Consider the following 14,514-nt stretch of genomic DNA (forward strand, 5'->3'; position numbering starts at 1 on the left):
GCGCTGAGTCCGCGGACCACACGTGCGCTCCCATGCCAGCCTGGCATCCTTGCGGCCCGCTCCTTCGCACAAGGTGGGCAGGACGCTCCCTCCAGTGAAGTCCCGGGGGAGTGCACCTCGACGTCTGCCCGCCTGCCCGGCCTGCGCGCTCAGCGGCGGCGGCGGTGCGCCAGGGCGGTGGCCAGCGTCTCGCGGACCTGGTGGGCGCGGAACAGACGGTCCGCCGTGTCCATCAGGTTCTCCGCGTACAGCACCTGCTTGCGCAGCCGCGCGGGAATGGCCCGCGTGCCCAGGTGGGCCCCCAGCAGGGCGCCCGTCAGCGCGGCGGCCACGTCCGCCTCTCCGCCGCAGCGCAGCGTGAGGGCCACCGCCTCGCGGAAGTCGTGCGGCACCTTGAGGGTGGCGTACAGCGAGGTCAACAGCACCGGCACCACGTGGGGCGGCAGGCCGTCCACGCCCTTCAGCTCGCTGGGAGGCACGCCCACCTTGCGCAGCTGCGACAGCGCGCGCGTCGTGTCCCAGGTCAGCAGCCGCGGCAGGTACCGCACCTCCTCGGCCAGGCCCTTGTCGTGCACGGCCGCCGCCAGCGACAGCTCCTCGCAGAAGGCCGCGGGCGTCAGCGGCTCCTCCTCCATGCCCAGCGCCGCGGCCTGCGCGAAGGCCGCCGCGGCAGCGGCGCAGACCGGGTCCTTGTGGGTGATGACGGTGAGCACGCCCGCGTCGTGAGGCAGGCGCGCGCGGTGGCCGCTCTCCAGCAGCCCCACCACCAGCGCGCGGCTCAGCACCGAGTGACAGCGCGTGCCCAGCGACGCGCCCGCGCTCATCCACGGCACGCCGCCGGCCAGCCGCTGCAGCGCGTCCGCGAGGCTCTTGGGCGGCTGGAGGATGATGCCCTCCTGCCACAGCCACGCCAGGTGCGCCGCCGCGCTGCGCCCGTCCACCTTGCCCTCGCGAATGACGCTCTCCGCGGCCGCGAGCAAAAGCTGCGTGTCGTCGCTGAACTGGCCCTTGGCGAACTTGCCGCGCGGGCGGGGCGCGAAGTCCTCGGCAAGGCCAGGCAGCCGCGCGAGGCTCGCCGGCGGGATGCCGCGCAGCGGAAAGCCGAGCGCATCGCCGATGGCGAGCCCCACGAACGCCGCATGGAACCTGTCCTGGCGCTCGGCGGGAGTCAGCGACATGGGGTCGTGGAGATTAACCGAGGCTCAGGCCCGGACGGCCAGCGAGAAAGGAGAGAAACGCGTGAAACATCCGCGAGCCTGGACGGGAAGATTCATGCCGGGACTTGACGAGCGCGAGGCAACCGTCCTCGAACATCCACACGCAATCTTCACCGTCCACCCTCCATCCCTCGCGTCTCGTGGATCGCAACGCGGGGTGGGGTGACTACCGCAACCAACACACGCGCGGCAAGCGCTGGTCGGTGCACGCATCCGCGCACCTGTACACGTGTCCAACTCTCGAAGCTTCGTGCACGGTGCGCATGGCGCACGAGGGACGCGCAGGTGGCACCGGCGCGCGGGTGTCAGCACACGCGCGCCACGACTTCATGCGCCGTCACGTCCCAGGTTGACGACGGCTTGCAGCCGCGCCATCACGGCTTGTGCGCCCTGGTGCAGGTGCGTGCCATCCCAGAGCGCGGGCGTGGTGTGGCCTCCGTGCCGGCGCCAGTCCGCCGCTGCTTCCTCGAAGGCCACGTTGCGGAAGCGCACGCGGTCCTCCAGCGCGTAGTCCACGATGTAGCGCCGCGCCTGCGCGGAAGGTGCATCCGCGATGCGATGAAACAGCTCGAGCGTGCCCGACATCATGGCGCCGCGGCCGGAAGGAAGTAGTCCGTGAGGTTGGGCTGCGAGCGCACCAGCAGGTCCGCGAGCGTGTACTTGTCCAGCACCGAGAGGAACGCGTCGCGCGCCTCGGACAGGACGCCCTTGAGGCCGCAGGCGGGAGCAATGGGACAGGTGTTGCGCTCCCGGTCGAAGCACTCCACGAGGTGGAAGTCCGGCTCCGCGGCGCGCAGCACGCGCCCCACGCGGATGTCCGCGGGCGCGCGCGCCAGCATCACGCCGCCCGAGCGTCCCGCGCGCGCATCCACCACGCCCTGCCCCGCCAGCGTCTGCACCACCCGCACCAGGTGGTGCTTGGAGATGCCGTAGGCATCCGCAATCTCCTGGGTGGAGACGAGCCGGTCGGTGCGCGTGGCCAGATAGAGCAGCACCCGTAGCGAGTAGTCGGCGTGGAGGGTGAGGTACACGTCAGCGGGCTCCGGCGTCAGGAAGGCGCTGCGCCAGGGGGACGCTCGGCAGAAAGGCATCCACGTGGAGCTCCTTCAGCGAGAGGCCGGCCAGGAACAGCTTCTTGCGAAGGGATAGCACCAACGGCCCGTCGCCGCAGAGCCATGCACGCCAGCCTACTGGCCGGGGGCACTCGGCGCGGATGAGCACGTCCAGCGCGCCCTCGGCCACGTCGCGGGTGCCGCCCTCCAGCACGCATGGCCGGTAGTGGAGCTGAGGATGCTGCTCCGCCAGGGCCCGCAGCGCGTCGGTGAGGTAGAGCCCCTCGGGTGTGCGGGCGCCATGGAAGAGCCAGATGGGCCCCGCGTGGCCTGCCTCCAGCGCGTCTCGAACGATGCCGTAGAGCGGCGCGAGGCCGGTCCCCGTCCCGGCCAGCAACAAGGGCTGCTCGGGGCGGCCGGGGACATAGAAGCAGCTTCCCACCGGCCCCTGCACCTGGAGCCTGTCGCCCGGCCGTGCGTCATGCGCCAACCAGCCGCTCATCGCCCCTCCCGAAAGGAGTCGCACATGTAACTCCAGTGCGTCTTCGCGGGGCAAGCTCGCCAGCGAGTAGCTGCGCGTCAGCCCATCCGAGCGGATGAGGGAGAGGTACTGCCCCGCGCGATAGGACAGGGGGCTGTCCGTCTCCAGGCGCACGCGCAGGACACTCGGTGACAGCGGTGTCAGGGTGGCGATGCGCGCGGGGACGCGCAGGGCCTCCGCGCCCGTGACCTCCAGCACCGTGCCTTCCGGTGGCCGGCAGGTACAGGCGAGGAAGTACCCCTGCGCCCGCAGCGTCTCCTTCAGCCCTGCCTGCGCGGCTTCCGGGACGGGGCCCGCCACGGCCCGCATCAGGCAGGACTGGCAGGCCCCGGCGCGGCAGGCATTCGGAACGGACACGCCCTGGCGCAGCAGTGCGTCCAAGACGCTCTCTCCGGGCTCGAGCGGATACCAGCTGGACTCGTGCTTCACCTTCGCCATGGCGTGTGCTCCGGTGGGGTCAGCGGTTGAGGACGTCCGCGCGAGTGCTCTCCGCGATGGCCAGCACCTTCGCCACGAGCGGCGCCGGCACGCCGAGCTCCTCCAGCGTGTCCTTCAGGTGACCCGCCACCGCGTCGAAGTGCGTGTCGTTCAGCCCTCGCTGGACCAGCGGCGCGTGCCCCGCGCGCATGTCCTTGCCGCTGTAGTGAACCGGCCCCCCCGTCACCATCGTGAGGAACGCCTTCTGCTTGGCGGACTGGCGCTCCATGTCCACGTCCTCGAAGAAGTGGCTGATGCGCTCGTCCGCCAGCACCTTCCGGTAGAAGACCTCCACCGCCGCCGCCATCGCAGGCTCACCGCCCAGCTGCTCGTAGACGCTCTTCTCCGCCGCAATGCTCATGGTGTTCGCTCCCTTCGCCCGACATGGGCGCAAAGCTGCATTTTAAATGCTGCTTTGAAGCACGCTGCATCAACTGGGCCACAAGGGCAGCTGCGCTACTGGAAGCCAGGAATGAGGCTGGTGCGCGGCGCAACGTTTGCGCGAAGGTCCAGGTGCGGACGCAACGTCGCCCTCGACTGCACGACGGTTCCTCGGAGGCGCAAACCTTGCGCGCCATCACGAGGACTGTCGCGGACACCGGCTCCACACGAGGGGAGCCCCGGCGTCACGCGCAGGCAGCCAGGAGCCGGAAAGCCCCTGGCCGGTGAATCCGGAAGGCGGCGCTTCAGGCGCGCGCGGTGGTGGCGGCGCCGATACGGGCCGCCTCGCGGCGCACCGTGGCCTGCTCCAGCTCGAAGCGCGCGTCCTCGGCGGACATGCCCTTCATGCGCTCCTGGGCCTCGGCCATGCGGCGGCGAGCGCCTTCGACGTCGATGCCCGTGACGGGCTCGGCCGCGTCGGCGAGCACCAGCACCTTGTCGTTGCCCACCTCCACGAAGCCACCTGCGACGAAGTAGGACTCACGCCGGCCGCCCTCAATCAGCGTCAGCGCGCCCGGCTCCATCAGCGACAGGAACGGGGTGTGCCCCGGCCGCACGCCGAACAGGCCCCGACCCCCGGGGACAATCGCCTCGTCGGCCTGCACCGACAGGATGCGCTTCTCGGGGGTGACAATCTCCACAGTCAGCTTGGCCATGAGGCTCCTCGCACAACCGAATCAGAACGTGAGCTGGCGGGTGGTCCCACCTACCGGCTCCAACTCCACCACCCCGGCATCCGTGAGCCGGGGCCCCTTGCCGGGGATGCCGAGCGTGCCCTCCAGCCACTTGAAGTGGTGGGTGAGCTGTCGCACCTCGGAGAGCTGCCGCGTGGTGAGCCACTCGGTCAGCCGCTTCTCCTGGAGCCGCTGGCCATCCCGCCCGTACTGCGCCGCCACCACCACGCGCGCCCAGGCCGGAGGCCCCTTGGGCTTCTTCACCTTCGACCGCTTCTTGGGGCGCGGCTCCGACACGGGCTTGCCCTTCTCCACCAGCGGCCACACCACCCACACGCGCTCGCCGTCGTTGGAGACGAAGTAGAGGTCATCCACCGTCCCCACACACTGCGGCAGGGACCAGACGGGGCCGCTCTCCTGCGTCACTTCCAGCCGGCACTGCCCCTCCGCCACCTCCACCATGCGCACGCTGTACAGCCCGTTGGCGCTCACCCGGGCCCGTCCCTTGCGTTCCTCCGCGACCGCGGGGGAGCTCAGGAGCATCAGGACCAGGGCGAGCGCTGCACGGCGCATGGTGACCTCGGCGAGAGGGGGGAACCCTGGAGCTTAGCTCGCCGCGAGCTTCCGTGCGTTCTCGACGACCTCGTCGATGCTGCCCGCCATGTAGAAGGCGCCCTCGGGGATGTCGTCGTGCTTGCCCTCGGCGATCTCCTTGAAGCCCTGGATGGTGTCCTGGAGCTTCACGTAGCGGCCGTCCTTGCCGGTGAAGACCTTGGCCACGAAGAAGGGCTGCGACAGGAAGCGCTGAATCTTGCGGGCGCGGGCCACCACCAGCTTGTCGTCCTCGGAGAGCTCGTCCATGCCGAGGATGGCGATGATGTCCTGCAGCTCCTTGTACCGCTGGAGGATGCCCTGGACCTTGCGGGCCACCGCGTAGTGCTCGGCGCCGATGACGGCCGGGTCGAGGATGCGGCTGGTGGAGTCGAGCGGGTCCACGGCGGGGAAGATGGCCAGCTCGGCGATGGAGCGGTTGAGCACCGTCGTCGCGTCGAGGTGGGCGAAGGCCGTCGCGGGCGCCGGGTCCGTGAGGTCGTCGGCGGGGACGTAGATGGCCTGCACGGAGGTGATGGAGCCCTTCGTGGTGGAGGTGATGCGCTCCTGCAGACCGCCCATCTCCGTGGCCAGCGTGGGCTGGTAACCCACGGCGCTGGGGATGCGGCCCAGGAGGGCGGACACCTCGGAACCGGCCTGGGTGAAGCGGAAGATGTTGTCGACGAAGAGGAGCACGTCGCGGCCTTCCACGTCGCGGAAGTACTCGGCCATCGTCAGGGCCGACAGGGCCACGCGGGCGCGGGCGCCGGGCGGCTCGTTCATCTGGCCGTACACCAGCACGGCCTGGCTGGCCTCCAGGTTGTCCGTCTGGATGACCTTGGTGTCCTGCATCTCGTGGTAGAGGTCGTTGCCCTCGCGGGTGCGCTCACCGACGCCGGCGAACACCGAGAAGCCGCCGCGCTCCACGGCCACGTTGCGGATGAGCTCCTGCAGGAGCACCGTCTTGCCCACGCCGGCGCCGCCGAAGAGGCCAATCTTGCCACCGCGGGTGTACGGGGCGAGCAGGTCGATGACCTTGATGCCCGTCTCGAACATCTGCACGCGCACGTCCTGCTCGGTGAAGGGCGGGGGCGGGCGGTGGATGGACCAGTGCTCCTGCGCCTTCACGGGGCCCATCTCGTCCACCGGCTCACCGGTGACGTTCAGGATGCGGCCCAGCGTGGCCTTGCCCACCGGCACCTGGATGGGGGCGCCCGTGTTGGTGACGGGCATGCCGCGGCCGAGGCCCTCGGTGGAGTCCATGGCGATGGTGCGGACGGTGTTCTCACCCAGGTGCTGCGCCACCTCGAGGGTGAGGTTGTCCGGCTCGGCGCTCAGGTTCGCGTTGGTGACCTTGAGGGCCGTGTAGACCTCGGGGAGACCGCCGGGCGGGAACTCGACGTCGACCACCGGGCCGAGGACCTGGATGATTCTGCCTGCCGTCGGAACTTGAGCGCTCATGGAATCGTCTGCCTCGCACGGGGAGCGGACGGGCGCCGCCACCCTTGAAATTTCGGCCCGGCTGGGAGGGCGGGCCCCCTTTACCGGGGCCCCCCCCGGGGGTCAAGCCTCCCGGGCAACTGACTGGTAAGTCCGGCTTAGCGGAACCACACGCCGGGCGCCACTCCCTTACTTTCCATCCGGTTGGTACACCAGGGGCAGCCCGCTGTTCGGGCTGCCGACCACGACGACCTTGGCGTGGGTGAAGCGCATCTTTGGCTGCGCTGCTCCTCCGCCAGCGTGTCGGCGATGGCCTCGCGGATGGCCGTGGGCAGCGTCACGTCCCGCACCAGGATGGCCTCCACCACCACGTGCTTGCCTTCGAGCGAGCGCGTCACCTCGTCGAAAGCCTCCTGGTCGAGCTGCTCGCGCCTGGTGGAGTAGATTTCCTCCGGCGCGTAGCGGCCGAACACCTTGCGGGCCTCCGAGCGGACGATGGGGGCGATCAGGATGTCGGCGTACCTGGGCCCCGTCTGGGTGTGCAGCTCGAAGAGCTTCGAGGGGTCCACCCGGTAGCGGGCGCTGGCGTCCACCTTGAGGCCCAGGCCGTTGTTGGAGAGGACGCTCAGCCCGTCCTTCATCTCCTGGACGCGCAGGTTCCGCTGCTTCATGAGCCCCTCCTCCGACGGTCGCGATGCTCGCCGGAGGCTTCAAACACAAAGGGCCCACCCCGAAAGGGGCAGGCCCGGAAGCTGCGGTGGTCGCGGCTGCGGAAACGCCCTACTTCAGGGCCTCGGCGCCGGAGACAATCTCCATCAGCTCCTTGGTGATGACCGCCTGACGCGTGCGGTTGTAGGTGAGCGTCAGGCTGCCAATCATGTCCGTCGCGTTGGAGGTGGCGTTCTCCATGGCGCTCATGCGGGCGCCGTGCTCGCTGGCCACGCTCTCCAGGAGGGCGCGATAGAGCTTGATGTTGACGGCCTGGGGCACCAGGCGGTCCAGCACGGCCTGGCGGTCCGGCTCGTACTTGAAGTCCACCAGCGCCGTGGAGCCCTGGGCGGACGCCTGCTCCTCCGAGCCCAGCGTCTGCAGCGGCAGCAACTGGGCGACCTTCACCGTCTGGGAGATGGCGGAGACGAACTCGTTGTAGACGATGTGGACCGCGTCCACCTCGCCGTTGAGGTAGCTGGCCACCAGCTCCTCGGCCACGTCCGCGGCGGAGCGGTAGTTCAGCCGCTGGTAGAGCCCGCCGAAGTCCTTGCGGATCTCCTGGCCGCGGTTGCGGAAGAAGTCGTTGCCCTTGCGGCCCACCGTGGAGAGGCGGATGGCCTCCAGGTGCGTGTTCTCGTAGAGGAACCGGTTGGCGCGGCGGATGACGTTGGAGTTGAAGCCGCCCGCGAGGCCGCGGTCCGAGGTGAGGAGCACCAGCTCCACGCGCTTCACCGGGCGCGCCGCCAGCAGCGGGTGGCTGAGGCTCTCATCCCCCGCGCGGGCCGCCAGGTCCGCGATGATCTGATCCAGCATCGTCGCGTAGGGGCGCGCGGCCAGGATGTTGTCCTGCGCCTTTCGGAGCTTCGCGGCGGAAACCATCTTCATCGCCTTGGTGATCTGCCGCGTGTTCTTCACCGAGCGGATGCGCTTGCGAATGTCGCGAAGGGACGCCATGGACCGGGGAGCTCCTGTGGGGCGTTCAACCCGCTTCGCCCGGATGGGAGGCGGGGCAGGGTAAGACGGGGCCCCCTATATAGGCGGGGCGGGGGCCGGTCAACGGATGCCTGCCGCAGCCGGGCGGAGGATCGCCAGTCCCCCCGGGGAAGATGGACAGGCGAGCCTGCTCGTATCCCCCTCCCTTTGGTGGGAGGCAGACTTACCTTTCAGGGCATGGCGGCTCAAGCGTCATCAGGTCCCCTGCTCATTGTCGAGGACGACACGGACATCGTCGAAGCCCTCCAGACCTACCTGGAGCTGCATGGACACACGGTGCGGGTGGCGCACAACGGCCGTGAGGCGATCGAGCAGCTGACCCTCCCGCCCCGCCCCGCGCTCATCGTGCTGGACATGGCGCTGCCCGTCATGGACGGCCACCGGGTGTTGACGACCCGGAAGACGAGTGAGGCGCTGGCCCAGGTACCCGTCATCATCCTGTCCGCGGGCATGGCCGCCATGAACCCCAGGGACCGGGCTGTCTACGCCTCCACGTACAATGTCGCGGCATTCCTGAAGAAACCCGTGGACCCCCGCCAGCTGCTGGAAGTCATCGAGCGGCTCTCGCCAGGGCCGGCAGGTCCCCAGGCGGGCACGACTCCCTGAGACAGGGGCCTCGCATAAGGCTTTCCGGTGAGGAGGGCCCGGAACACAATGCCCCCCTACCGGTGGTCTCGGGGTCCATGAAGCCAGGTGGTGCGCGACGGGGATGGGTGAGGAAGGGGCTCGCGGTCATGACCGCGGGGGGCGTGGCCCTGCTCGCCCTCTCCCATTTCGTGCAGGTCCGCCATGAGGACCGCATCGTCCCCCTGGAGCAGGCACCGCAGGCCCCCATCGCGCTCGTGTTCGGCGCGGGGCTGGCGCGAGGCGCGGTCCCCTCCCCCGTGCTCGCCCAGCGGCTGGATGCGGCCGTCGCGCTCTGGCAGCAGGGCAAGGTGCAGACGGTGCTCGTCAGCGGAGACCAGACGAAGCCCTTCCACCATGAGACGCGGGCCATGCGGCGCTACCTGGTGGAGCACGGCGTCCCCGAGAGCGCCGTCCAGGGCGACGAGGCGGGGCTGTCCACGTACGACAGCTGCCTGCGGGCCGCCACCGTGTTCGGCGTGAAGCGGGCGGTGCTCGTCACGCAGCGGTTCCACCTGACGCGGGCGCTGTTCATCGCCAACTCGGTGGGGATTGACGCCTGGGGCGTGGCCGCGGACGAAGGACGGCCGACGCCGTGGCGCTACCAGGTGCGTGAGACGCTGTCGCGCGTGCTGGCGCTGGCCATGGTGCTGCTGGAGGTGGAGCCCGTCTACCCCTCCGGCCGCACCGCGCTCCCGGAGCGCTGAGGCACGGGCAAGCGTGGCAGGCAGGCGGGCGGAGAGAATTGCCGGGGCCCCCGCGGGTTCTCATCCTTGAAGACGAAGGCCGCCGACCCACCGCGCTTTCCAAGGAGAGGCCATGCGATTCAAGAAGCTCGGTTCAGACGACGTGGGCGAGTCCACCTCGCTGCGTCACATGAATCCGGACACCGGTGAGGATGAAATCAACATCTCCGACCAGGACCTGGCGGCGACCCCTCCGCTGGAGGAGGAGCCGGACTTCCGAGACATCCTCCCGGACGAGATACACGAGTTCCGCCGGGGCGATGAGGAAGAGGAGGAGCTGGAGCTGACGGCTCAGCCGGGGTACCGCATCCGCCCCATCGACTTCGACAAGCTCCCGCAGGGATAGGCGTGTGGCGGGCCGCGTCGAGGCAAGGCGCTTCGCGCGCCTTGCCTCCGGCCCCGTGACTACCGTCCGCGAGCGCCCTTCCTTGAGCTCCCGCCTCGAGAGGGCGAGGCCGCCTTCTTCGCCGCGGGCTTCCTGCCAGAGGCCACCTTCGCCGCGGACTTGCTCGCGGCCTTCCTGGAGGGGGCCGCCTTCGCCGCGGCCCTCTGGGTGGAAGCCTTCTTCGCGGCAGACCTGGCTGGTGCCTTTTTCGCGGCCGGCTTGCTCGTGGCCCTCGTGGCTGACTTCTTCGCCGCGGCCTTCTTGGCGGTGGGCTTGCTCGCTGCCTTCGTGGCCGACTTCTTCGCCGCGGCCTTCTTCGAGGCGGGCTTGCTCGTGGCCTTCGTGGCCGCCTTCTTTGCTGCGGCTTTGCTCGTAGCCTTCGTGGCCGCCTTCTTTGCAGTGGGCTTGCTCGCTGCGGCCTTCTGAGCAGCTGTCTTCTTCGCGACGGGCTTCGTCGCTGCGGCCTTCTTCGCGCCGGGTTTGCTCATGGCCTGCTGCGCAGCGGGCTTTTCCGGCGCAGCTTTCTGACCACCGGCCTTCTTCGTGGCGGGCTTGCTCACGGCCTTCGTGGCGGCCTTCTGCGCAGCGGGCTTTTCCGACGCAGCCTTCGGAGCGCCAGCCTTCTTCGCGGCGGGCACTTCCGGCGCAGCCTCCTTCGCGGCAGCCCCAGCCTCAGCCACGACCTTCCGCGCGGATGCCCCCTTTGCAGCGGCAGCCTTGCTCGCGGAAGCCTCCTTGGCGGCGGCCTCCTTCACCACGGACTTCCGTGCGCGAGCCCCCTTCGCAGCAAACTCCGCCAAGGAGGGCACTGCCTCGACGTTCTCCTCCGCTGCTGCCTCAGGTGCCGCGGGCTTCCTCGTGGGCGTCTTCTTCGCTGCGGGCTTCGTCGCCTCAGCCTCGGCCTTCTCCGTGGCGGGCACCTCAGGAGACGCGTCCGACGTGACCGGTACGGCCTCCTCGGGAGCTCTCTTCTCGGCGGGCTTCTTCGCGGTGCGCGTCTTCACGGACGCCGGCCCCACCTCGGCCTTCGCCTCCGGAACCTTGCGCGGCCCCCCGCGCGGGAACAACACGCCAGCGCCTCCGATGGCGAGCGGAATCTGTTCGGCCTTGCTGGACCGCGCCTTACCGAAGCGAGCCCCACGCGCCCCCGCCCTCTCTTCGTCCCGACCACGCGAGGACGGGCCATCTTCGTCGTACTCGTATGCGAGCTCGCGAATCTTCGCCTCTTCCTCTTCGGGCTCCTCCTCCGCGACCTCGTCGGACAGCTCCGCTTCCTCGAGCTGCTCCTCCTCGTCTGCCTGAGCCTCTTCTTCGAGCGCCCCTTTTTCGGCCTGCGCCTTTACTTCGAGCGCCCCTTCGTCGGCCTCAGCCTCTTCTTCGAGCTCGCCTTCTTCGGCCTCAGTTTCGTCGTCGACCACAGCCTCTTCTTCGAGCGCGCCTTCTTCGGCCTCAGCCTCTCCTCCGGCCTCAGCCTCTTCTTCGCGCGCCTCCACTTCGGCCTGGGCCTCTTCCTCCTCCCGCGCCGCCTCGTCGGCCTGGACGCCGGACAGTGCGCCCTGGAGGACGGCATTCATCGCGCGAGCGAAGGTGCGCTCACCGAAGCTCTCCACCTCCGCGGGGGGCACGAGCACGTCGAGCATGTCCTTCAGCGTGCGGTACAGCCGCATCTGCCGCTTCTCGCCCTCCCAGGTGCCATAGACCCAGTCCTCACCGTCGAGCGCCTCGACCCAGCCAGGCAGCGGGCCGCCACCGTCCCCCTGCTCCACCATCGCGGACTTGCGCGAGGCGAAGAGGTGCCGGTGCTGGCCCTTCAACCCAATGCGCCACAGCCCCGCGGCGGGCAGCCCTTCCAGCTTGAGACGGGTCTTCTCCAGGACGCTCGGTGCACCCTCGGCCCCATACAGGGGGAAGAGGTGGACCTCCCCGTTGAGCTCGCCCCCGTTGAACGCCTGATACAGGTCGCTGAGCTCGTCGGGGAATGGAACACCGCACTCCGTTTCGGCGCGACGAATCTCCTCGGGAGAGACGCCAGCTGACGATGCCTTGACCGACTTACGAAGTGCCTCCAACCACTCGTGCATGACCCCTCCACGACATCCAGTCGCACAACCTTACGGCGGCTGTGCCCTCCTGCGCAGTGCGCGCTTTGGCTTTTGATGACACCGCGCCAGAGCTGATCCAAACCGCTCCGGCTGACATGGTGGTCGGCGCCGCGCGCAGGCATACCTTGAAAACCCATGGCCCCCTTCCTGGCCATCCCCTCCCCCGGAGAAACCGGGCCCGAACGCGGGTGGGACATCCCCCGAACCGTGCCCGATACCCCACGACTCAGGGTCCCCCCAGCCTTCCGCTGATCCACTCCTCGCCATGCGGAGCATCCCCATCACGGCAACGGCCCTCTCGCCTGGCCGCCCAGAGCCCGGCCGAGGTGCTTGACGCCGTGTGTCTCCCGGCTCCACGAGCGGAATTTCGAACCGTGCTTAGCCTCCGCCAGACCGCGCCCAGGATGCCGCGCTGGCATGCCCGGGACGCCACTGGCGGCGATAGGCAGGGAGGTTTCATGGGTCATGGAGCGGGCTGGTGGGTGGCATGCCTGGTGGGTGCGGTCGCTTGCGGTCCAGGCGATAGTGCACGAGGACCGGAGCCCTCCGGTGCCGGCTATCCGCAGGTGCAGCAGGGCGTCCCCACCTTCGCATTGGACGTCGCGCCAGAAGACCTCGCGAAGCTGGAGGCGGACCCCTCATCGGACGACACGGTGCCGTGCACGGTGACGCTGCGGGGCGTGCGCGCGTCAGGGCAACTGCGCTATCGCGGCGCCAGCACGCGGGAGCTGCCGCAAAAGAGCTACAAAATCGAGCTGGACCCGGGCCAGGCACTGGAGGACCGCGACCACTTCCACCTGCTCGCGAGCTGGCTCGACGGTGGGAAGCTGACGGAGAAGTTCGCGGTGGACCTGTACACCGCCATGGGGCTGCCCGTGCCCAGCGCCCGCTACGTGCGAGTGAGCGTGAACGGCGAACACCAGGGGCTCTACCTGGACATGGAGCACGTGGGGAAGGACTGGCTGAGACACCACGGGCACGAGCGGGGCGCGGCCATCTACCGGTGTGGCCACCGCAACTGCGAGCTGACGCTGAAGCCCGGCCCGCATCAGGGAGACTTCGAGAAGCGCATCCCCAATGACGTCCCGGGACGCGAGGCGCTCGACGCGTTCCTGGCCTGGGTGAACCGGAGTGATGACGCCACCTTCGACGCCATGCTGGAGCGGCATGTGGATGTGGAGGCGTACCTGGGCAACCTCGTCGCGGATGCACTCATCTCCAACAGCCTCATCGAGGACTCGGGCAGCTTCTGGATTCATGAGCCCCAGGCAGACCGGTGGACGTACGTGCCCTGGGATTTGAACAACGCGCGGATGCTCTATTGGCGCACGACCCACCCCGAGGCACCGCTCTCCTTCGATGCCTCACCACAGCCCTTCACCCTGTATGACTCCGCGGTGCAGGACGTGTTCGACCAGCGCGTGCGGACACGGCCCGAGCAGCGGCCCACCTGGAGCGTACTGGCGACGCGTGTGTGGGACCGCCCGGCGCTCCGGGAGCGCATGCTGGAGAAACTGGAGGCCGCACTCGAAGGCCCCTTCTCCGAGGAGCAGGCCCTGGCGCACATCGATGCCTTGTGGAAGGTCGTGGCGCCGGAGCTGCGCGACGACCCCGCTGTCTCCCAGGAACATGCGCGTCGCGCTCGCGATGTCCTCCAGGACTACGTGCGCGGCCGGCGTGCCCGGTTGCTCGAAGCACTGAGTGCCCTGCAAGCGCACGGAACAGGGCCGCTGGTCATTCGCGCGATCGCCCCGGGGAGCATGGGCTTCCTGGAGCTGCACAACCGCGGCACCGCCCCGCTGCGACTGGAGGACTACGAGGTCACCGCGGACCTGCGCGCGACCGTGCGCTTCCGGCTGCCAGCCAGCGTCTTGGAGCCCGGCACGGCCATCCGGCTGGAAGCCAGTGGCGACACGTTCCAGGGGCCGCTGCACCTGCCCTTCACCCTGCCTCCAGATGGGGGCGAAGTCGGTGTGTTCCGCGCGAGCCGAGGCTCACGACCGCGGCTGTACGGTCCCGAGGATGCCGTCTGGTACGGCCCATTGCCCGCCGGCACGGTGTACGAGCGCCAGGGCGGCGGCACGGGCGAGGACTTCGAACCGCGAGTCCCGTGAGCAGGTTGAACGCACCACACGAGCCCGTTAGGCAGGAGGCCATGGCACATCCCGTGAGCTACGAGGGGACGGCGGAGAACTTCGACCAATTGGTCCTGGAGCCCAAGGGCGAGCTGGTGGTCGTGGACTTCTGGGGCCACGGCTGCCCGAACTGCGAAATCTACGCAGCCGCCGAGCCCGCCCTGCTGGCCGAGCTGGATGGCGCGCCGATGCGCGTCGTGAAGGTGAACGCGTACCAGTACGAGGACCTGGCCAGGCGCTTCGGCCTCTTCGGCATCCCGACGTTCCTCCTGTTCCGCGAGGGCAAGCTCATCGGGAAGATGAGTCAGTACTATGGAAAAGAGTACTGGCTCGGCGTCGTGCGGGACCACCTGCCCAAGGCGTGACGCCCCTCAGGACTTCAAGA

Annotated in this window: 16 protein-coding genes; 5 read left to right on the plus strand and 11 right to left on the minus strand. The window is 69.3% G+C overall.

The window, feature by feature from the left end; translation table 11 throughout:
* Positions 1 to 149 precede the first annotated feature (149 nt).
* The 10 genes from VZL07_RS11400 to atpG form a co-directional block, all read right to left on the minus strand.
* Positions 150 to 1,178, minus strand: a complete 1,029-nt coding sequence (locus VZL07_RS11400; protein ID WP_426755527.1) for an ADP-ribosylglycohydrolase family protein — start codon at positions 1,176 to 1,178, stop codon at positions 150 to 152.
* 366 nt (positions 1,179 to 1,544) lie between these two features.
* Positions 1,545 to 1,805 (minus strand): hypothetical protein, encoded by a 261-nt coding sequence (locus VZL07_RS11405; protein WP_426755528.1) that lies wholly within the window; start codon positions 1,803 to 1,805, stop codon positions 1,545 to 1,547.
* Positions 1,802 to 2,248, minus strand: a complete 447-nt coding sequence (locus VZL07_RS11410; protein ID WP_426757282.1) for an RrF2 family transcriptional regulator — start codon at positions 2,246 to 2,248, stop codon at positions 1,802 to 1,804. Before VZL07_RS11410 ends, VZL07_RS11405 begins: the two co-directional genes overlap by 4 nt.
* 1 nt (position 2,249) lies before the next feature.
* Positions 2,250 to 3,248, minus strand: coding sequence for a 2Fe-2S iron-sulfur cluster-binding protein (locus VZL07_RS11415; RefSeq protein WP_426755529.1), 999 nt, complete (start codon positions 3,246 to 3,248; stop codon positions 2,250 to 2,252).
* A 19-nt stretch (positions 3,249 to 3,267) separates the two neighbouring features.
* Positions 3,268 to 3,648 (minus strand): group I truncated hemoglobin, encoded by a 381-nt coding sequence (locus VZL07_RS11420; RefSeq protein WP_426755530.1) that lies wholly within the window; start codon positions 3,646 to 3,648, stop codon positions 3,268 to 3,270.
* Between the two features lie 325 nt (positions 3,649 to 3,973).
* On the minus strand, positions 3,974 to 4,384 hold the full coding sequence (locus VZL07_RS11425) for a F0F1 ATP synthase subunit epsilon (RefSeq protein ID WP_426755531.1): 411 nt from the start codon (positions 4,382 to 4,384) through the stop codon (positions 3,974 to 3,976).
* A 21-nt stretch (positions 4,385 to 4,405) separates the two neighbouring features.
* Entirely contained in the window at positions 4,406 to 4,975 is a 570-nt protein-coding gene (locus VZL07_RS11430) for a hypothetical protein (RefSeq protein ID WP_426755532.1), read from the minus strand.
* A 33-nt stretch (positions 4,976 to 5,008) separates the two neighbouring features.
* The gene (gene atpD, locus VZL07_RS11435; protein ID WP_426755533.1) at positions 5,009 to 6,454 is read right to left on the minus strand and encodes a F0F1 ATP synthase subunit beta; all 1,446 of its coding nucleotides are present in this window, start codon (positions 6,452 to 6,454) and stop codon (positions 5,009 to 5,011) included.
* A 137-nt stretch (positions 6,455 to 6,591) separates the two neighbouring features.
* Positions 6,592 to 7,104: a prohibitin family protein gene (locus VZL07_RS11440; protein WP_426755534.1), complete on the minus strand. Its 513-nt coding sequence runs from the start codon at positions 7,102 to 7,104 to the stop codon at positions 6,592 to 6,594.
* A 109-nt stretch (positions 7,105 to 7,213) separates the two neighbouring features.
* Positions 7,214 to 8,098 carry an ATP synthase F1 subunit gamma gene (gene atpG / locus VZL07_RS11445; RefSeq protein ID WP_426755535.1) on the minus strand — a complete coding sequence of 295 codons (885 nt, stop codon included), beginning with the start codon at positions 8,096 to 8,098 and terminating at the stop codon, positions 7,214 to 7,216.
* 216 nt (positions 8,099 to 8,314) lie between these two features.
* Between atpG and VZL07_RS11450 the strand changes: the two genes are divergently transcribed.
* The 3 genes from VZL07_RS11450 to VZL07_RS11460 all read left to right on the plus strand — a co-directional run bounded on the left by VZL07_RS11450 (position 8,315) and on the right by VZL07_RS11460 (position 9,853).
* Positions 8,315 to 8,743: a response regulator gene (locus VZL07_RS11450; protein WP_426755536.1), complete on the plus strand. Its 429-nt coding sequence runs from the start codon at positions 8,315 to 8,317 to the stop codon at positions 8,741 to 8,743.
* Positions 8,744 to 8,871: 128 nt separating this feature from the next.
* On the plus strand, positions 8,872 to 9,468 hold the full coding sequence (locus VZL07_RS11455; protein WP_426755537.1) for a SanA/YdcF family protein: 597 nt from the start codon (positions 8,872 to 8,874) through the stop codon (positions 9,466 to 9,468).
* A 112-nt stretch (positions 9,469 to 9,580) separates the two neighbouring features.
* A complete protein-coding gene (locus VZL07_RS11460) occupies positions 9,581 to 9,853 on the plus strand; it encodes a hypothetical protein (protein ID WP_426755538.1) in 273 nt (90 codons plus the stop codon).
* A 59-nt stretch (positions 9,854 to 9,912) separates the two neighbouring features.
* On the opposite strand, the gene VZL07_RS11465 is transcribed toward VZL07_RS11460, so the two are convergent.
* Complete coding sequence (locus tag VZL07_RS11465) at positions 9,913 to 11,973, minus strand: SMI1/KNR4 family protein (protein ID WP_426755539.1); 2,061 nt, start codon at positions 11,971 to 11,973, stop codon at positions 9,913 to 9,915.
* 479 nt (positions 11,974 to 12,452) lie between these two features.
* Between VZL07_RS11465 and VZL07_RS11470 the strand changes: the two genes are divergently transcribed.
* Positions 12,453 to 14,108, plus strand: a complete 1,656-nt coding sequence (locus VZL07_RS11470) for a CotH kinase family protein (protein WP_426755540.1) — start codon at positions 12,453 to 12,455, stop codon at positions 14,106 to 14,108.
* Positions 14,109 to 14,149: 41 nt separating this feature from the next.
* Positions 14,150 to 14,494 carry a thioredoxin family protein gene (locus VZL07_RS11475; RefSeq protein WP_426755541.1) on the plus strand — a complete coding sequence of 115 codons (345 nt, stop codon included), beginning with the start codon at positions 14,150 to 14,152 and terminating at the stop codon, positions 14,492 to 14,494.
* Positions 14,495 to 14,514: the final 20 nt, after the last annotated feature.

It is taken from the genome of Pseudomyxococcus flavus, from assembly GCF_050038885.1.
Lineage (GTDB): Bacteria > Myxococcota > Myxococcia > Myxococcales > Myxococcaceae > Myxococcus > Myxococcus flavus.